Annotated in this window: 16 protein-coding genes and 1 riboswitch; of the genes, 2 read left to right on the top strand and 14 right to left on the bottom strand. The window is 49.3% G+C overall.

Features of this window, described 5'->3' with window-relative positions:
• Positions 1-201: 201 nt before the first annotated feature.
• From IQ294_RS06345 to trxA, 4 genes are all read right to left on the bottom strand, one after another.
• Complete coding sequence (locus tag IQ294_RS06345) at positions 202-1,155, bottom strand: nuclease-related domain-containing protein (RefSeq protein ID WP_203333161.1); 954 nt, start codon at positions 1,153-1,155, stop codon at positions 202-204.
• Positions 1,156-1,571: 416 nt separating this feature from the next.
• Positions 1,572-2,783, bottom strand: a complete 1,212-nt coding sequence (locus IQ294_RS06350; protein WP_203333162.1) for an aspartate kinase — start codon at positions 2,781-2,783, stop codon at positions 1,572-1,574.
• Between the two features lie 158 nt (positions 2,784-2,941).
• A riboswitch (Lysine riboswitch) is annotated at positions 2,942-3,115 on the bottom strand.
• A 40-nt stretch (positions 3,116-3,155) separates the two neighbouring features.
• On the bottom strand, positions 3,156-4,949 hold the full coding sequence (gene uvrC, locus IQ294_RS06355; protein ID WP_203333163.1) for an excinuclease ABC subunit UvrC: 1,794 nt from the start codon (positions 4,947-4,949) through the stop codon (positions 3,156-3,158).
• A 47-nt stretch (positions 4,950-4,996) separates the two neighbouring features.
• Positions 4,997-5,311 carry a thioredoxin gene (gene trxA / locus IQ294_RS06360; protein ID WP_203333164.1) on the bottom strand — a complete coding sequence of 105 codons (315 nt, stop codon included), beginning with the start codon at positions 5,309-5,311 and terminating at the stop codon, positions 4,997-4,999.
• Positions 5,312-5,571: 260 nt separating this feature from the next.
• On the opposite strand from trxA, the gene IQ294_RS06365 reads away from it, so the two are divergent.
• Positions 5,572-6,828, top strand: coding sequence for a Y-family DNA polymerase (locus IQ294_RS06365; RefSeq protein WP_203333165.1), 1,257 nt, complete (start codon positions 5,572-5,574; stop codon positions 6,826-6,828).
• 190 nt (positions 6,829-7,018) lie between these two features.
• On the opposite strand, the gene IQ294_RS06370 is transcribed toward IQ294_RS06365, so the two are convergent.
• From IQ294_RS06370 to zapA, 10 genes are all read right to left on the bottom strand, one after another.
• Positions 7,019-7,984: an electron transfer flavoprotein subunit alpha/FixB family protein gene (locus IQ294_RS06370; protein ID WP_203333166.1), complete on the bottom strand. Its 966-nt coding sequence runs from the start codon at positions 7,982-7,984 to the stop codon at positions 7,019-7,021.
• A gap of 103 nt (positions 7,985-8,087) precedes the next feature.
• Positions 8,088-8,861 (bottom strand): electron transfer flavoprotein subunit beta/FixA family protein, encoded by a 774-nt coding sequence (locus IQ294_RS06375; protein WP_203333167.1) that lies wholly within the window; start codon positions 8,859-8,861, stop codon positions 8,088-8,090.
• A 20-nt stretch (positions 8,862-8,881) separates the two neighbouring features.
• Positions 8,882-9,655 (bottom strand): enoyl-CoA hydratase, encoded by a 774-nt coding sequence (locus IQ294_RS06380; RefSeq protein ID WP_203333168.1) that lies wholly within the window; start codon positions 9,653-9,655, stop codon positions 8,882-8,884.
• A 19-nt stretch (positions 9,656-9,674) separates the two neighbouring features.
• A complete protein-coding gene (gene fadR / locus IQ294_RS06385) occupies positions 9,675-10,259 on the bottom strand; it encodes a fatty acid metabolism transcriptional regulator FadR (protein ID WP_203333169.1) in 585 nt (194 codons plus the stop codon).
• Between the two features lie 89 nt (positions 10,260-10,348).
• Positions 10,349-12,040 (bottom strand): long-chain-fatty-acid--CoA ligase, encoded by a 1,692-nt coding sequence (locus tag IQ294_RS06390; protein WP_203333170.1) that lies wholly within the window; start codon positions 12,038-12,040, stop codon positions 10,349-10,351.
• Between the two features lie 651 nt (positions 12,041-12,691).
• Positions 12,692-13,105 carry a DUF350 domain-containing protein gene (locus IQ294_RS06395; protein WP_203333171.1) on the bottom strand — a complete coding sequence of 138 codons (414 nt, stop codon included), beginning with the start codon at positions 13,103-13,105 and terminating at the stop codon, positions 12,692-12,694.
• 21 nt (positions 13,106-13,126) lie between these two features.
• Positions 13,127-15,490, bottom strand: coding sequence for an endonuclease MutS2 (locus IQ294_RS06400; RefSeq protein ID WP_203333172.1), 2,364 nt, complete (start codon positions 15,488-15,490; stop codon positions 13,127-13,129).
• Positions 15,491-15,502: 12 nt separating this feature from the next.
• Positions 15,503-17,206, bottom strand: a complete 1,704-nt coding sequence (gene polX / locus IQ294_RS06405; RefSeq protein WP_203333173.1) for a DNA polymerase/3'-5' exonuclease PolX — start codon at positions 17,204-17,206, stop codon at positions 15,503-15,505.
• Between the two features lie 607 nt (positions 17,207-17,813).
• Positions 17,814-18,350 (bottom strand): CvpA family protein, encoded by a 537-nt coding sequence (locus tag IQ294_RS06410; protein ID WP_203333174.1) that lies wholly within the window; start codon positions 18,348-18,350, stop codon positions 17,814-17,816.
• A 5-nt stretch (positions 18,351-18,355) separates the two neighbouring features.
• A complete protein-coding gene (gene zapA / locus IQ294_RS06415; protein WP_432419948.1) occupies positions 18,356-18,649 on the bottom strand; it encodes a cell division protein ZapA in 294 nt (97 codons plus the stop codon).
• Positions 18,650-18,747: 98 nt separating this feature from the next.
• On the opposite strand from zapA, the gene rnhC reads away from it, so the two are divergent.
• Positions 18,748-19,680: a ribonuclease HIII gene (rnhC, locus tag IQ294_RS06420; RefSeq protein WP_203333176.1), complete on the top strand. Its 933-nt coding sequence runs from the start codon at positions 18,748-18,750 to the stop codon at positions 19,678-19,680.
• The last annotated feature ends 11 nt before the right edge of the window (positions 19,681-19,691 follow it).

The raw sequence follows: 19,691 nt of genomic DNA on the forward strand, positions 1-19,691 counted from the left end.
TTTGCGGGGATTTTTGAGGTTGTGGGCGGTGAGCCGGATTTGTGCGCGGGAGAGCTATCGTTGTGCGCGGGAGAATGGTGTTTGTGCGCGGGAAACGACTTTTTATGCGCGAGAGAACCTCGTTTGTGCTCAACTTAGTAATAATCTCTCATTCCAATAAAATAAAACACCCTCATTAAGAAGGTGTTTTTATTGGATGAATTATTTTTCCGAAAGATATTTGCGGTTTCTCTTGCTGCCTATCGTCATCAGGTTGGCAGCTGAAAGAATACGGAAAGCTGCATGCCTCGACTTAATACCGGTAAAACGCCGAAATTCTCTGCTGTCGATTTCTTTACTGACCAAAGTGAAATACTCCTGCAGAGCCAACTCATGAGCATTTGTGCTTTGGCCTCCACACATATTACATCTCCAAATTTTATAAAGACGCTCCACCGCTATCTGTCCGCACTCGCTGCATTTCACGCCCGTCTTCAACTCACGCGGGTCAATCCGGTAATATTCACATAAAGGCGGCCGCTCGTAGGGGCACAGATTTGATTCGATGAGACGGCGGGTTTTGATCGGCCTAGGGGAGTCGGCCAAAGGTTCATGCATCTCAAGAATCCTGTAAAGTTCCTCAATCACCTGATACGTTTTGCAGATGTGCTTGCCGGCCGGCTTGGCAATAAATTCACAGTGCCTGGATGTGAATGCGACCATTCCGGTGATCGGGGGATGCCCGATTTTCTTTTTGTTCAGCCATACTTCCAAAAACCGTTCATGCTTGGACAGCTGCACCAAGGGATCCTCAAACACGCCTTTCTCCCCCTCAGTGTTGAATCTATAAAATTCGGAAGTCACTTCATCAAAATGGATTCTGCCGCTGATATTCTTCGACTCGATGATGATGATACAGCGTGGAGTCACCAGCAGGCCATCGAGCTGCACCTTCCAATTACCGAACTGCAGTCCGACATCCCATAATAATTCATAAGGTTCGGGCCAATGAAATTCAATCATCTTCGAAACCAGCCTCTTCTCCCCTTGCCAGCCTGCTTCGTAACGGTAAAACTCCTTTTTCAAATAGTCTTGTTCCGGATGCCTTTCCGGCAAGCGGTCCAACAAAAGGTTAACACCTTCCCACATTTTTAAGCTTTTCTCCCCGATCCCCATCGCTTCCTCTCCGTTAAGTTAACTGAATTATAGCACTACTGTACAGGAGAAAGATGACAACTTCTGCTTCTTTCCGATATAAAATTCAAGCCCTGATTTGAAAGCAGTCCGCGGCTGCGGACTGCCCAGTGGGCGGGGTGCGCCCCGCCCGATTTCAGGTACTAAGGGGTTCCGTCTTTTGCTTTGGGTATGAGTAATAATGATGCTCCGCGTTTGACTTAGATGGGGGTGATAATAAGCTTCATCTTTTTCCTTCCATAATAAATATGAAAAGACCCGGCGATCGAATCGCCGAGTCTACCATAATTGCCATTCAGTTTTTATTTATTTCATCAATTTCCACGCGGTGTAAGTCTGAGTGCAAACACACTTCCCACCACGCACAAAAAAAGAAAGGGAAACTCCCCCTCCTTCCTTTACCCCAAGCCATACGCCTCGTGCAGCGTATTTGCGGCTTTTTCCATATCCGATTCAGGCACCACCACGGAGACTTTGATCTCCGATGTGCTGACCATCTTCACCGGTGTCCCGGACGTGCGCAGAATATCGAACATGCGGGCAGCGACACCCGGATTCGAGACCATGCCGGATCCGACGATGGAAACTTTCGAAAGCCCGACTTCAAACTCGCTCGATTTGAAGCCGATCGCTTCTTTATTGTCTTCAAGTACGCGGCGCGCTTCTTCAAGACTTTCCTCTTTTATTGAAAATGAAACGGAAGGCGGGAATTCCTCCGAAATACTTTGGACAATGATATCGACGTCGATATGGTTCCCCGCCAATGTCATGAAGATGTTCGCGAGTGAACCGTTGAAGGGTTTATTGTATGTAACGGTTACACGGGCGATTCCGGGCTCGAATGCGACGCCCCGGACGATCAGATTTTTTTCCACAGTTATCACCTCTTGTATGATAGTTCCCGGTTCGTCTGACATGCTCGACCGGACGGTTAACGGGACATTATTGTTCTTTGCAAATTCAACAGCACGGGGATGCAGCACGCCGGCACCCAGATTGGCGAGCTCAAGCATTTCGTCATAGGAGATCTGCTCCAGCTTGCGGGCGCCCCGTACGAAGCGCGGGTCTGATGTATAGACGCCGTCAACGTCTGTGTAGATATCGCATTTCTCGGCGCTGAGTGCCGCCGCCAGCGCAACGGCTGTCGTATCAGATCCTCCGCGGCCAAGTGTTGTAATGTTGCCGATCCGGTCGACGCCCTGGAATCCGGCAACGACCGCGAAAAAGCCATTGGCCAGAACAGCTTCGAGACGGCCTGTATGGATCTGTTCGATGCGGGCGTTGCGCGGCACCGATTCCGTCTCGATGCCTGCCTGCCAGCCCGTGAACGATACAGCTTCATGCCCCAGCTGCTTGAAAGCCATTGCGAGCAGCGAAATCGTCACTTGTTCGCCGGTCGCGAGCAGCATATCCATCTCGCGCTTCGGCGGCTCGGCTGAAATTTCCGATGCAAGCCCGAGCAGTGTGTCGGTCGTTTTGCCCATCGCCGAGACAACGATGACCACCCGTTTACCCTGTTCTTTTTCAGCAATCGCCTTTTTTGCCACTTCCATGATTTTCTCCGGTGTTGCTACAGACGTACCGCCAAATTTCATTACTACCGTTTTCATCCATTCTTCACTCCCACATATAATGTGGCCCTCACTGTGAAAAGTGCCGGCGTCCATTCAGCCCCGAGGGGCCGGACGCCGGAACCAGACACAAAAAAAGGCAGCCCGCCGGTGAACCGGCAAACTACCTCTTTCATCATGTACGAAATATTACGTCCATGTGAGATAGCCCTCCAGAGTACGACTCTGACAGCCCTGCATCTCTTAAATGCAGAACCAGCATGTTCGGCTGCAGCCTTCACACACTTCGGCGACCGTCCCTTTCCCCATCCTTCACAGATTCTGCAAATCTCCGGATGGCTACTCTTGACGTCCGCGCCTCTATCACCACTTTTTAAAGTGATTCAATTATGGTACTACGATAACACGAACTCAATCCGATGACAACGTCTCTTCCGCAAAATATTGCTGGATTGATTCCGCTATCTTTTGCGGCATGCCCGCTTCCTTCAATTGAGCTGTGTCCGCTTCTTTGATTCGTTTGACGGATCCAAAATGCTTGAGCAGCTGCTGTTTGCGTTTCGGGCCCACGCCTTCCAGTCCGTCCAGCGCCGAGACGATCGAATTCTTGCCTCGTAATTGGCGGTGGAATGTGATGACGAACCGGTGGACTTCATCCTGGATGCGCTGCATCAGGTAGAACGCTTCGCTCGTCCGTTTCAACGGTACGACTTCGACCGGATCGCCGTATAATAATTGCGACGTCTGGTGTTTGGCATCTTTCGCCAGCCCTGCAATCGGGATCGATAAACCAAGTTCATCTTCCAAAATCTCACGGGCCGATGACATCTGGCCTTTCCCTCCGTCAATGACAATCAAATCGGGAAGCGGCAATCCGTCTTTCAGCACACGCGAATAGCGGCGCCGGATGACTTCCCGCATCGCTGCGTAATCATCGGGCTTCGATCCCGTGCGCGTTTTATACTTACGGTAATCTTTTTTCGAGGGTTTGCCGTCGATGAACGTAATCATCGCAGATACCGCATCTGCGCCTTGGATATGCGAGTTGTCGAACGCTTCGATACGCAGAGGCGTTTCGATGTTCATTGCTTCGCCGAGTTCCTGGCATGCCCCGATCGTCCGTTCTTCCTGGCGCTCCAGCAGCTGGAATTTCTCTTTAATGGAGATTTCAGCATTCTTCTTCGCCAGCAGGACAAGGTCTTTCTTCTTACCGCGCTGCGGCACAAGTGTGCGGACGCCGAGCCATTCTTTCACCAGCTCTGCATCTACGCCCTCCGGCAATAGGATCTCATTCGGTTTCACATGATTCGACTTCTCGTAAAACTGGCCGAGATACGTCATGAATTCTTCCTGCGGATCGCGGTAGAGCGGGAATAAGGAGACATCCCGTTCGATCAGTTTGCCCTGGCGCACGAAAAAGACCTGCACACACATCCAGCCTTTGTCGACGGCATAGCCGAAAACATCGCGGTTGGTGAAATCATTCATCGCCATTTTCTGTTTTTCCATGACGTTTTCAATGTGGCTGATCTGGTCCCGGTATTCTTTGGCCCGTTCAAACTCAAGGTTCTCCGAGGCTTCGGACATTTTCTCCACGAGATCCTCTTTGACCTCGCGGAACCCGCCATTCAGGAATCTGGTGATCTCATCGATCATTTCCGTATAGGTCTCTTTTTCCACCGGCTTGATGCAAGGTGCCAGGCATTGCCCCATATGATAATAAAGGCAGGCCCGGTCCGGCATCTGATGGCATTTCCGCAATGGGTAAAGACGGTCGAGCAGCTTTTTCGTGGCACTTGCCGAATAGCCGTTCGGATATGGCCCGAAATATTTGCCTTTATCTTTTTTGACCTGCCGCGTAATGATCAGCTTTGGATGGCGTTCTGCCGTGATCTTGAGGTAAGGATAGGATTTATCGTCTTTCAGCATGATATTGTATTTCGGATCATGCTTTTTGATGAGGTTCAATTCCAGGATCAGCGCTTCTTTTTCAGAAGTCGTGACGATGTATTCGAAATCCTCGATTTCATTGACCAGCCGCTGTGTTTTGGCGTCGTGGCTGCCTGTAAAATACGAACGCACCCGATTTTTCAGCACCTTCGCCTTGCCGACATAGATGACCGTTTCCTGCCGGTCCTTCATCAGATAGCAGCCGGGCTGATCAGGGAGCACCGCCAATTTGTGTTGGATCATTGTATTTGCCATTTTCTCACCCTATTAAAAAACCGGGCCATCCAGGACCCGGTTAAGAATTATGCGTGTTGGTTAACCAATTCAGCCAAAGCTTCCTTCGGTCTGAAGCCGACAACCTTATCAACTGTTTCTCCGTCTTTCATCAAGAGAAGAGTCGGAATCGACATGATGCCGTATTGGCTTGCAGTTTCCTGGTTTTCATCAACGTCCACTTTTACGATTTTCACTTTATCGCTCATTTCAGCGTCAAGCTCTTCCAATACAGGAGCAATCATTTTACAAGGTCCGCACCAAGTTGCCCAAAAATCAACCAGCACCAATCCTTCTGAGATTTCCTGTGAAAAGTTCTGATCTGTTCCGTGTACAATTGCCATGAATAATTCCTCCTTAGTTTTACCAAACTATAAACCGATTATAGCATGCGCATTTTTCGCTAGCTATTTATATGCCTATTCCGGGTTTACCCGTTTGTGCAGCTGGTAAACGGAAAAAATACTTCCCGTTCCATGATACAAATCACGCATTCCTCCCATTATTTGATGGCAAATGATTTATTTGCACTAAAGAGGATTGCCGCTCCCCGCGGCGAGGTATAGAATAAGAACAAATGTTCTTAACCTGAGGAGGTGCCGAGATGGAAATACAGAACTTGCCGGACCGGACGATCGCTTGTTTGGATATGCGCGGTTTTTATGCCAGCTGCGCCGCTATCAGCGAAGGCCTCGATCCGCTCGAAGCGCACATTGCCGTTGTCGGCAATCAGGAACGGAAAGGCAGCGTCGTACTCGCGGCATCACCCCTGATGAAAAAAGATTTCGGCGTCCGCACCGGTACACGGCTGTTCGAAATTCCGGACGATCCGCGCATCCGGCTGCTCCAGCCGAAAATGGAATTTTTCCTTCAAGTTTCAATGGCGATCACCGACCTGCTCAAAGAATTCGTCCCGAAAGATGCCGTCCATGTCTACAGCGTCGACGAAAGCTTCATCGACTTCACCCACGCCGACTCATTATGGGGCGATACCGATATTCTCGTGAAACATGTCCAGGATGCCCTGGTGCGGCAGTTCGGCCTGCCGTCAGCAGTCGGCGTCGGCCCCAATATGCTGCTGGCCAAACTCGCACTCGATCTGGATGCCAAGAATTCCGGTTACGCCAGATGGACGTATGATGATGTCCCCCAAAAATTATGGCCGCTCACACCGCTCAACAAGATGTGGGGAATCGGTTCCCGAACCGAACAGACCCTCAACAGTATGGGCATTTTTTCCGTGGGCGATCTTGCCTGCACGGATCTCGCCGTGCTGGAAGAACGTTTTGGCATCCTCGGCCACCAGCTCTACCAGCATGCAAACGGCATCGACCTGTCGGACATCGGCTCCCCTCTTGTCGCAGGCCAGGTCAGTTACGGCAAAGGCCAGATCCTTTACCGCGATTACATAGAAGTGGAAGACATCATGACCATCATTCTGGAAATGTGCGAAGATATCGCCATGCGCACCCGGCTCGCGAGACGTGCTGGCCGCACAATCCATCTCAGCGTCGGTTACAGCAAATCCGTTTATGGCGGCGGCTTTTCCCGGTCCTGCTCCCTCGAAGAAGCCACCAACGAAACCCTTCAGATCTATAAAGTATGCCAACACATTTTCCGGGAGCATTTCCAGCACAGGGCGGTCCGCCGGATTTCGATCTCAATCGGCAGCCTGGAAGAGGAATCATCGATGCAATTAAGCCTGTTCGAAGCACGGAAGTGGGAGAAACGCCGACTCGGCGCAGCGATGGACCAGATCCGCCGCAAATACGGCTACGCCTCCATCTACCGCGCTGTCTCCGGCACTGAAGCCGGCACCGCCATTGCGAGAACGCGATTGATCGGTGGGCATAAGAAATAAAAACCGATATTCCGCAAAACAGCTTCGTCGCAGGAGTCTCACTTTTTTGCTCCATATCTCATTTCACTTTCTATAAAGTAAGAAAGTATTTAGAATGCATCCCCCTAGAGCAGAATAACTAGAGAAGTTAACAGTTTCTCGGCAAAATAAAACGCCCGCCCCAAGGTATGGGGCGGGCGTTCAACATTTATTACATTACTTTCTTAAATTCTTCCGTCAACATCGGGATGACTTCGAACAAGTCGCCGACGATACCGTAATCCGCCACTTTAAAGATGTTCGCTTCCGGATCTTTATTGATCGCAACGATCACTTTCGAGTTGGACATACCTGCTAAATGCTGGATTGCGCCGGAAATGCCTGCTGCGATGTAAAGGTCAGGAGTAACAACTTTACCCGTTTGGCCGATTTGAAGGGAGTAATCCACGTAATCCGCGTCACATGCTCCGCGGGATGCGCCGACTGCTCCGCCAAGAAGGTCAGCCAGTTCCTGAAGCGGTGCGAAACCTTCCGCACTCTTCACGCCGCGTCCGCCTGCGATGACAACTTTCGCTTCCGACAGGTCGACACCTTCAGCCGATTTGCGTACAACGTTCTGGATGATGGTGCGCAGGTTCGTGATGTCCACTGACAATGAGCTGACATCTCCTGAACGCTCCTGTTTTTCAAGCGGTGCGATGTTGTTCGGGCGGATCGTGATGAAGTCGATGTCGCCTTTGTTCTTCACTTTTTCAAATGCCTTGCCGGAATAAATCGGACGGATGTAAACAGCGTCGTCGCCTTCGCCTTCAATATCCGTTACGTCAGAGATCAAACCCGTCTGTAATTTTGAAGCGATTTTTGGAGACAGATCTTTACCGACAGCAGTGTGCCCGAAAACCAGCGCTTGCGGCTGCTCCTGATCGATCACTGCCATCATCGCCTGGCTGTAACCATCAGATGTATATGATTTCAAATGCGGGTGTTCAACCGTGATGACACGGTCAGCCCCGTAGTTTATAAGTTCAGCGCCGAAATCTGCCACTGAATCACCAAGTAAAACACTTACGACTTCTCCGCCGCCGGAGATTTTCTTAGCTGCGGCAATTGCTTCAAATGAGACGTTGCGCAAAGAACCTTCACGCGTCTCGCCCAATACCAATACTTTTTTCGACATAGTCCGTTAACCTCCTAAGTAGATGTAAAGCTCAAATTGAAATCCATGCTATTTCAAAAGTCTGCGGCCGGCTTTCGCTTCGGCCAATTCAGCTTTTTAGGTCTTATATCACTTTCGCTTCGTTCTTCAACAGACCGACAAGTTCAGTAACCTGTGCAGAGATGTCGCCTTCCAATACGCGTCCTGCAGCTTTAGCAGGCGGCATGAAGATTTCGATCGTTTCTGTTTTCGCTTCAACGTCGTCTTCATCGATATCAAGGTCATCCAGTTCAAGTTCTTCAAGCGGCTTTTTCTTCGCTTTCATGATTCCTGGAAGTGAAGGATAACGAGGCTCGTTCAAGCCTTGCTGCGCTGTTACCAATAATGGCAATGAAGTTTCAAGTTCTTCAGCGTCACCTTCGATATCGCGGACGATCGTCACTTTTTCGCCTTCGATTGTCAGGCTTGTGATAGTCGTTACATAGTTGATATCAAGCAAATCAGCGACACGCGGGCCGACTTGTCCAGAGCCGCCGTCGATTGCCACGTTACCGGCAAGGATCAGGTCAGCTTCTTTGTCTTTCAGGTATTCAGCAAGGATGTAAGCTGAAGTGAATTGGTCCAATTCTTCTACATCGTCTTCTGTATTGATAAGGACTGCTTTATCAGCACCCATTGCAAGCGCGGTACGCAGCTGCTTCTCAGCATCTTCTCCGCCGATAGTGATGACAGTCACTTCTCCGCCATGCTCGTCACGGACTTTGATCGCTTCCTCAATCGCATACTCATCGTATGGGTTGATGATGAATTCAGCGCCATCTTCCTGGATCTTACCACCTGAGATGACTAATTTTTCTTCTGTGTCGAATGTTCGTTTAACCAATACATAAATATTCATTAACGTTTACCTCCCAAGTATTATTTCCCTCTGAAATGTGCTTCCCTTTTCTCAAGAAAAGCCTGAATTCCCTCTTTGGCGTCTTCAGATACAAAAACCGTGCCGAATGAAGCGGCTTCCGCTTCAACGCCTTTATGGTAGCCTTCATGTTTAGAGTATTGAAGCATCTCGATTGCCGCTTTCACGGAAACCGGACTCTTCTTCGCAATCTTCTTGGCAATTGTAAGCGTTTTCGGAAGAAGGTCTTCTTCCGTGTATGCTCTGTTCGCCAAGCCCAGTTGCGCAGCTTCGGTTCCGCTGATCGGATCTGAAGTCAGCAGCATTTCAGCCGCTTTCGCTACACCCACATATCTCGGCAGGCGCTGGGTTCCGGCAAATCCGGGAATCAGGCCCAATTGAAGTTCAGGCAATCCAAGTTTAGCATTTTCCGTAACAAAACGCATTTGGCAGCTCATGGCAAGTTCCAAGCCGCCGCCAAGTGCCGCGCCGTGAATGGCCGCGATAACCGGCTTGTGGAAAGTCTCCACCCGCTCGAAAACTTTTTGTCCGCTTGCCGCAAGTTTAGAGAATTCCTCTCCTGAACTCACTTGCGTGAATTCCTTAATGTCTGCTCCGGCTGAGAAGAATCTTCCTTCGCCGTGCAGGACGATGACCCGGACTTCGTCATTGTTCTCGACTTCATTCAGCAACTCGTCCACTTCCATGATTAACCCGCGTGACAGAGCGTTAGCCGGTGGACGGTTGATCGCAGCGATCGCCACTCCGTCTTCTACACGATAACTGATAAATTCCATTGTGGTAAACCCCTCTCTTTTAAGAACGCATACCCTTCATCAATAAATGATGCACTTTCGGCGCTAATTCGACAAGATCGTATTTATGTTCATTCATGACCCAGGTCGTGATGGTTTCATCCATCGTACCAAAGACCATCTGCCTTGCGAGACGGATGTCCATGTCTTTGTCGAACTCACCGTTTTCCATACCGGTGACCAAGATCTGGTCCAGCAGCAGAAGATATTCACGCAGCACGTTGTTGATCTTCAGCCGGATGTCCGTATTGGACTGTCTGAGTTCGAGCTGGGTGACGATGGCCAGGTGAAGATCCCCTGCCAGCAATGTAAAATGGCTCTCGATCATCAACTTCAGCTTTTCAGATGCTGAAGAGTTCTTCGTGAGGATCTGTTCCAGCTTGCTGACAAAGACGGCCATCTTTTCCTGAAAGACAGAAATAAGAATGTCTTCTTTGTTTTTAAAATACAAATAAATTGTACCATCTGCGACACCGGCCTGTTTGGCAATTTTGGAAACTTGCGCCTGATGATAGCCATTTTCCGCTATCACGATGACCGCCGCATCAATTATCTGTTTATATTTCGGTTTATCCTTTTTTACCAATTCCTCACCACCCAAAAAAAATATGGAAATATGAATGGCGATTCATTCATATTTCCATATTAAAGTTTAATGCCTGTACTGTCAAGCTTTTACGAAGGAACCGCTTCACTCATCTTTTGCTTTTCTTCATCGATCAACGAACGGCGGAGAATCTTGCCGACTGCCGTTTTCGGGAGTTCTGTCCGGAATTCATAGATGCGTGGAACTTTGAATGCTGCCAGGTGTTCACGGCAATAGGCATCGAGTTCCGATTCCGTCAATGTTTTCCCTTCTTTCAGGACAATGTAGGCCTTCACCGTTTCTCCGCGGTACGGATCAGGGATACCGGCAACCACACATTCCTGGATGGCATCATTTTCATAGAGGATCTCTTCGATTTCACGCGGATAAATATTGAATCCACCAGCGATGATCATATCTTTCTTCCGGTCCACTACGAAGAAATGGCCGTGTTCATCCATATATCCCAGATCGCCTGTCATCAGCCAGCCGTCAACGATCGTTGCAGCAGTGGCTTCAGGATTATTCCAATACCCCTGCATGACCTGTGGCCCTTTAATGCCGATTTCACCGATTTCACCTGGCGGCACAGTATCCGTAGTGCCCGGCTGGAATACTTTGCAGTCCGTATCCGGATATGGAAGGCCGATCGATCCTTTCGTACGTTCGCCCCATACGAGATTCGAATGGGTCACCGGAGATGTTTCCGTCAAACCATAGCCTTCGACCAGACGGCCACCAGTGATTTTTTCGAATTTCTCCTGGACATCCACCGGCAGCGGCGCAGATCCGCTCAGGCAGGCAGTGATGGAAGAAAGATCGTATTTGGAAATGTCAGGATGATTCATGAGACCGATATAAAGCGTCGGTGCCCCCGGGAATAAAGTCGGTTTCTGCTTATTGATCGTTTTCAATGCCGTTTCAGGATCGAATTTCGGCAGAAGCACCATCTTATTGCCCTGCATGACTGACAGGATCAATACTGTAGTCAGGCCATATACGTGGAATAAAGGAATGATGCCGAGAACGGTCTCTTCCCCATTTTTCGTTTTATAAAGCCATTTATCACACATCGTCGCATTGGAAATGAGGTTTTTATGCGACAGCATAACGCCTTTCGGAGATCCGGTCGTTCCTCCCGTATATTGAAGGAGTGCCAGATCATTTTCAAAATCGAATTCCGTTTCTTTGACGTTTGTTGAAGCGATTTTCATGATTTCAGAAAACAGATGGTTCGTGCCGCGGTGTTCAACTTTGACCGAAATGCCATACTGTTTTTTCTGGATGAACGGGTAGATCATGTTTTTCGGGAACGGAAGATATTCCTTGATGCCGGTGATGATGACATTTTCCAGCTCCGTATCCTTGATCACTTTCGAAATTCGGGGATAGAGGATATCCATGGCGAGAATCACTTTGGCACCGGAGTTTTTCATCTGGTAAGCAATTTCCCGTTCCGTATACAGCGGATTCGTCATTACGACAATGCCGCCTGCATACAGGATACCATAAAAACCGATGACAGCCTGCGGTGAGTTCGGCAGCATGATTGCGACACGGTCACCTTTTTTGATGCCCAGCTCCTGCAGGTAATTGGCGAACTTCATCGATGACTCGTACAACTCTTTGTAGCTGACATCTTTGCCCATGAAGTGGATGGCCGTTTTTTCAGGAGATTCCTCATACGTATGCGTGAGGTAATCCTGCACCGGTTTGCTTTCATAGTCCAGTGTGGGCGGGATTTCCGGCGGATAATGGGCTAACCAGGGTTTTTCTGTCATTCTTTTTTCCTCCTTTGTATTTTATGAATCGTGTGAATATTCCTATTTTTAATTATAGAGAAAATTGTCAGCGCTTACAAACTTTATTTTTTGAGCATAAATTAATTCAATAAAATATTTTTAGTAATTAGGTCGCTTCGTCGCTGGGATCCACTTCTATATAGGAGAGGAATAAAATGGACTTTAAAATAAGTGTCACGCTGTAATCTACTCGGGCGAATGCCCGAGTAAGCAAAGTCTGTCACACTGGTTTTTATAAACTGACGACATTTACAGAGTATTTTCTGAAGATATGGAGCAGGACAGCTGAGGCTCCTGCGGCTTAGCGACACGACCGATACACCGCAGGGAAGGTTTGGCCGAACTTCATTCGGCTAAACCTTTGCGACGAAGCTAGCGCAGCGATGCAACGCCCCACCATGTCTCGAAGCTAGCGTTAGCGATGCAGAGACAGGAGCACCGGTTTATGGAAAGCGAAGCTGTTCTGCGGAATATCGGTTACCTAGACTTTAGTTCAAAAAATATAAAAACCGCCAGCGCATCCGCCGGCGGTCCTCCTTAAATCATGAACAGAAATATGATCCCTACGACCATGAACAATGCACAGCACACGAACAGGATTTTGATGAGATTCTCCAAATTTTACAACTCCTAAGAAATACTGGCCCCGATGACAAATGATAACCCGACTGAAATAATCAGCGAGATGAAACCGACAGAACGGTTGTCCTTCTCGATTTCTTCATCCACCTTGAATTTCGGCGTCAGGAACTCGAACAGGATATAAGCGAATATCAAAAGGGTGAAGCCGAATATTCCCCAGCCGACCATTTCCACCATCGAGTTATGCTGCTCGATCGAATAGCGGAAAATATTGGTGACTCCGAAGATTTTTCCGCCCGTAGCCATTGCCACCGACAGATTCCCTTTTTTGATTTCTTCCCAGTTCTTATACTTGGTGACCAGTTCGAAAATCACCATCGAGACGATCAAACATAATACGACGACGCTGAAGTAACCTGCCGTCTCCACTAGCGGATGTGCCCAAAAACCATTCTCTCCCATTGCTCATTCTCCCCTATACCTCTACTTCAACTCAGCAACTGTAACACCGGAACCGCCTTCGCCAGCCTCGCCGAAGCGATAGCTCTTCACGCGCGGATGTTTCTTCAGATATTGCTGGACGCCCTGACGAAGGGCTCCCGTGCCTTTTCCATGAATGATGGAAACTTGGTGGTAATTAGATAATAGCGCATCATCGATGTATTTTTCAACACGGGCCAGCGCATCTTCATATCGCTCGCCTCTCAGGTCGAGCTCCAGTTTCACATGGCTGTCGCGGTCTTTCAGGGTTGCCATCGTGCGAGTTTCCTTTTCTTTTTCAGGTTTCGTATAGGACAGATCGCTCTCCGGAAGCTTCATCTTCAGGATGCCGATCTGGACGATCCATTCCTTATCGGAAACTTTTTCGACAAGTGTCCCTTTCTGGCCGAACGAAATCACTTTGACTTCGTCATTCGGTTTCAGTTTCACTTCACGCTGTTTGTCCTTGGCAGCTTTTTTCAGTATGCGGTTTTCCGGAGCGGCACCTTCCAGCCTTTTTTTCGCTTCGATCAATTGATGCTCTTTGATCGTGCCTGGCTGGTTGAGCTGCATCTGGCGCAATTCGGAAATGACCGCTTCCGCTTCTGTGCGTGCCCCTTCGACAATTTTACGTGCCTTCTCGCGTGCCTTCTCCTCAAGCTGCTCTTTTTTCTGCTCGTACTGTTTTAATTCGGCAGCCAATTGCTCTTTCAGTCTTTCCGATTCTTTCAGCACTTCGTTCGAACGCTCTGCATCCCGTTCCGATTCCCGGCGGCTCTTCTCGAGAGACGCAATCATGGAATCGACCTGGCGGCTGTCCGTGCCTGTGAAACTCTGCGCGTGCGTGATGATGTGTTCCGGAAGGCCGAGGCGTTTCGAAATCTCGAACGCGTTGCTCCGTCCCGGCACCCCGATCAGCAGCTTATAGGTGGGGCTCAGCGTTTCAACGTTGAATTCGACGCTGGCATTCGCCACTCCCGGCCGGTTATAGCCATATGCCTTCAGTTCCGGATAATGGGTCGTCGCAATGACGCGCGCTCCCCGTCCGTGAACTTCATCCAATAATGAAATCGCAAGGGCCGCACCTTCCTGCGGATCCGTTCCTGCACCCAGCTCATCGAAAATGACCAGCGAGTTTTCATCGAATTTCGTCAGGATATCGACAATATTGACCATATGGGAAGAAAACGTACTCAGGCTTTGTTCAATCGACTGCTCATCGCCGATATCGGCAAAAATCTGATCGAAAACAGCAAGTTCCGAACCGTCCAGTGCCGGAACGGGCAGACCTGCCTGCGCCATCAGGGTGCAGAGGCCGACCGTTTTCAGCGTCACTGTCTTGCCTCCCGTATTCGGTCCCGTAATGACGATCGCCGTAATGTCGCGGCCGAATTCGATGTCATTCGCCACCACTTCATCCTTCGGAATCAAAGGGTGGCGCGCTTTTTTCAGATTGATGTAACCTTCTGTGTTCATCTGGGGTTTCGAGCATCTATTGGCAGAGCCGTATTTTGCTTTGGCAAAGATCATATCGACTTCACCGAGCACTTCGACCATGACAAAAATATCATGTGCGACTTCCTGCACCTGTGCCGACAGCATTTGAAGGATCCGGTCGATCTCCTCTTTTTCTTTCATCTTCAGCCGGCGCACTTCGTTGTTGGCCTGTACGACAGCATCCGGTTCGATGAATAAAGTCTGACCGGAAGATGACTGATCATGGACGATGCCGCCGTAATGGCTGCGGTATTCCTGTTTGACGGGAATGACGAACCGGTCATTGCGGATCGTGACAATCGAATCCGACAGCATTTTCGATGCATTCTTCCCGCGCACCAGGCTTTCCAGCCGTTCGCGGACACGGCTCTCCTGAGAGCGGAGCTGCTGGCGGATGGTGCGGAGCGCCGGACTTGCAGAATCCAGGACGCCTCCGTTGTCATCGATGCAGGCATTGATGTCGTGTTCAAGCTGGGTCAGGATCGGCATCGATTCTTTTTTTTCAAGGAGCAGCGGTATCTGGATGTCGCCTTCTTCACGGATCGCTTCAAAGAATTGGCGAAGGATGCGGCTGGCGCGGATCGTGGAAGCGACTTCCATCAATTCCACCGGGCTCAGCGCTCCCCCGATCTGCGCACGGCGTGCATGCATCCGGACATCGAAAATGCCGCCCATCGGGACATTATTCTTAACACGCAGGACTTGCGCCGCTTCATCCATTTCAGCAAGCAATTGTTCAACTTCCGTTATTTCAATGGAAGGAACCAATTTATCGATATGATTTTTTCCGAGTGATGAAGTGCAGTAACGTGACACTTCATCGCGGATTTTATAAAATTCAAGTGTCTTCAATGCGCGTTCAGCGATCAAATGCGACACCTCCTATTTCTTCAGGTATGCTTTCAACTTCTCGAGCGGCCATGTATTGACCACGTTGTCCCGTTTCAGCCACGCTTTTTGCGCATGGCGGACACCGATTTCCATCACTTCCAGTCCTTCGATGGCATGGGCATCGGTGTTGATGGCGACGGGCACCCCTTTTTCCTGAGCCATTTCAAGAAACTCGACGGCCAGGTCTAGCCGGTACGGACTTGCATTCAGTTCGACGATTTTCCCGTATTCGGCTGCCCAGTCCAACAGCTGTTCAACATCCGGATCGTAGCCGCTCCGCTGGCCGACGATGCGGCCGGTCGGATGCGCAATCATATGCACATGCGGATTTTTCATTGCCGTCAGGAGCCGTTCCATGATCTGCTCCTGGGGCTGCTGGAAACTGGAGTGGATGCTCGCGATAACGAAATCGAGCTTCTCCAATAATTCATCATCGAAATCGAGTGAACCATCCGGCAGGATATCCATTTCGGTGCCGGAAAACACTTCGATATCGTCATATTGTCTATTCAATTCACGGATCTCACCATTCTGTTCCAATAAACGCTCAGGCGTCAAACCATTCGCCACTTTGAGGTAATGGGAATGGTCCGTGATCACCATATACTCGTAATTGCGGGCGCGGCAGGCATCGATCATTTCAGACAGGGAATGCGCTCCGTCCGACCAGGTCGTGTGCATGTGAAGATCGCCTTTGATGTATTCGATCGACACAAGTTCCGGCAATTCCTCTGTGCGGTCCGTTTCCCGGCCGTCTTCGCGGACGGATGGCGGAATGAACGGCAGGCCGAAATGAGCAAAAAATTCTTCTTCTGATTGGAATGTCCGGATCGAACCATCTTCCTGCTCGACGCCGTATTCGCTGATTTTCTTGTTCTGGGATTTTGCCAGTTGGCGCATCTTCACATTATGGTCTTTCGATCCGGTGAAATGATGCAGCGCAGTGATGAATTCCTCCGGTGCCACAAGACGGAAATCGATATCGATCGGATCCTGGAAATCGACGGTCACCGAAACTTTCGTATCGCCTGACGCAATCGTATCCTGGATCGGCAGCGCCGCCAGCAATTGCTCTTTTACTCTCGCAGGCTCACCGGTCGCCACGATGAAATCCAGGTCCTTGCTCGTTTCTTTCGTGCGGCGGTAACTGCCAGCCACCGAAAACTCGCTGACTTCTTTGATATTCCCCAGAATGTCATTGATGGCAGCCACGGCTTCTTCCGTTTTCCAGATTGGATGACGGCCAGGCTTCGAATCGAATTCCATTAACTCTTTCAGAATCTTGTCTTCGGATTTGGGGCCGAAGCCTGGCAGTTTCTGGATGGTGTGATCGATGCACGCCTGTTTTAAAGCTTCAGCGGAATCGATGCCGAGCTCTTTATATAATTTGGCGATTTTCTTGCCGCCGAGGCCAGGCAATTTCATCAATGGCAGGAGCCCTTTCGGCACTTCTTCCTGCAATTCTTCGAGCACGCTAGACTTGCCGTTTTCCAGCAATTCAGTGATGACATCTCCCGTGCCTTTGCCGATGCCTTTCAGCTTCGTCACATCTTCTATCTCGGAAAGCGAGCGCTGATCCAGTTCAAGTGCCTGTGCCGCTTTTCTGAAAGCCGACACTTTAAACGGGTTTTCGCCTTTCAATTCCATATATAAAGCAATCTTTTCAAGTGTTCTGATGATGACTTTTTTATTCATCGGGAGACCTCCTAATATTAAAAATCACTTACTCTTACTAATCATTTCGCTGCAGATAATTTTGTGCTTCATACTTTATTAGAACTTCCATACTATATAAATTAAAGAGACGAATTTAGATTTCGCTTCGGCGCTATGGACCAGGTTCCCACAATAAGCCGAGCAGAACACTCGTCTTATTGCTCCACCCAGTCCTGAGCCGCGCCTTCGCTTAGGTCCATTCCTGGAGTTGAAGTGGAGGAGCAAAGACTCCTACAGTCTCAGCGTAGCATTGAGCACCCACTCGGACGAAGGTCCGAGTTTGTTTCTGGAAACCACTTCAGCACGAGAAGGATTTCTTAGATATGGAGCAAAACAGTGAAGACTCCGGCTGCTTAGCGACACGACCGATACACCGCAGGGAAGGTTTGGTCGAACTTCATTCGGCCAAACCTTTGCGACGAAGCGCAGAGCGCTGGTGGAGCATCGGTTTTTGCGGCGACGAGGAGGATTGGGCGGGAGCCCGCTGGAAAGCGAAACTGTTTTGTGGAATATCGGTTATTAAGCTTTAATTTAAATGTAATTCATAACTCCAAAAAAACTTCTCCCGCAAAGGAGAAGTTTGGGCTTACATATAAATATACCACCATTCTTTCACTTTCTCAGAGAAATAGGGTGTGTTCTCGAGGATCGACTTGGCAATGCCCGAGTTTTCGAGATGGGTTTGGATAAAATCGACCGGCAACAAGGCGAACACGTAGAGGAAGAAGAATAGCAATACGTATATTTCGATGAATCCGAGTACCGCTCCCAGGATTTTACTGAGGAATCCGAGTACCGGCAAGTATTTCAGGAAGTCGAACATGGATGCAAGAAGCTGCAATCCAAATTTGACCGCAAAGAAAATAAGTGCGAAAGCGAATAGCTGGTAGAAGGTCTGATCGAGATCCAATTGGCCGATCGCCATCGTGAACCTCGACTCATCCGTCACGGCCGGATACGGGATCCAAAGGACAAAGTATTCGGATAACGGTTTATAATAGCGGTAAGCCACGACAAGCGCGACGATGAAGCCGACCATATGTAATAATTGGACCACCAGGCCCCGTTTCGCGCCGACAATGATGCCGGCAATAAGTAATACGAATAAGATTATATCTAGCATCAACTTCAGCCCTTCAGTTTATTCAATTCAATTTCCAATTGTTCTATACGTTCTTTCAGTTTAAGATTATCATGTACCGCATTCACAGCAGTCAAAACCGCCAGACGGGAACTGTCGAGAGATGGATTCATCGCATGAATCTCACGCATCTTCTCGTCCACTGCAGACGCCACCAAACGCATGTGGCCAGAGGTTTCAGTGCCTACCATCTTATATGTATGGCCGTAGATCTCAACTGATGTGCGAATTCTTTGCTGATCCGACAATGTTCCATCCCCCAATCGTTTATGCCAGGGCATAATAGCGCCGAAAGTTTGCTTCCAGCACGGATTTATTACTATACATAATCATACCATGAACACAAGCCGCTTGTGAATCATTTGAAAGGAGCCTTTCCATGTCGAACGTCGTATTGAAACTACCAGAGGAAAGCCTCCTCCAGATCATCAGCCATTATGGCAATAAAAAAACACCCGCGAAAGCGCAATATGTCCGCTTCACCGCGAAACTGACGGACACCGTCATCACCGTTTACAATTCCGGAAAAGTCATGTTCCAAGGTGCCGGCGCTGAACGGGAAGCCGGAAAATGGGGAGAAGCTTCGGCTGCTGCAAAAGTCTCCGGCGCTAAAGGCGACACCCTGCCGGATAATTTTGCGAAACTATCTGTGTTGGGATCGGACGAAACCGGCACCGGCGACTTTTTCGGCCCAATTACTGTCGCCGCCTGTTACGTGCCTGCCGATGGAGTGACGCTCGCCCACGAACTCGGCGTCAAAGATTCGAAACTGCTGAACGACGATTATATGCGTACGATTGCGCCGGATCTCCGCTCGGCTTTCGAACATAGCGTCCTCACTTTGAAAAATGAAAAATACAATAAAGTCCAGGCACAGGGCTGGTCGCAGGGGAAAATAAAAGCGCTGCTCCATAACCAGGCGCTGAAGCATGTGCTGCGGAAAATGGATCCGGTAAAACCGGATGCTATCCTGATCGACCAATTTGCCGAACGCGGCATCTATTATAAGCACATTAAAGATGAAAAAGAGATAATCCGCGAGAATGTCCTGTTCTCGACGAAAGCGGAAGGTCTGCATGTTTCTGTTGCCTGCGCTTCGATTATTGCACGGGTTGCCTTTCTCGAGGAAATGGACAGAATGAGCGCGGAAGTCGGAATGACGCTGCCGAAAGGTGCCGGGAAGATTGTGGATGAGGTGGCGGCGAGGATAATTTTGAAGTATGGGGAGGAGTATTTGGGGAGGGTTACTAAGAGGCATTTTGCAAATATGGGGAAGGCTAGAAGTTTGGCTTCGAGACAAAATAGAAAGTAAATAATCAAATT

This window comes from Planococcus beigongshangi, from assembly GCF_016820495.1.
Lineage (GTDB): Bacteria > Bacillota > Bacilli > Bacillales_A > Planococcaceae > Planococcus > Planococcus beigongshangi.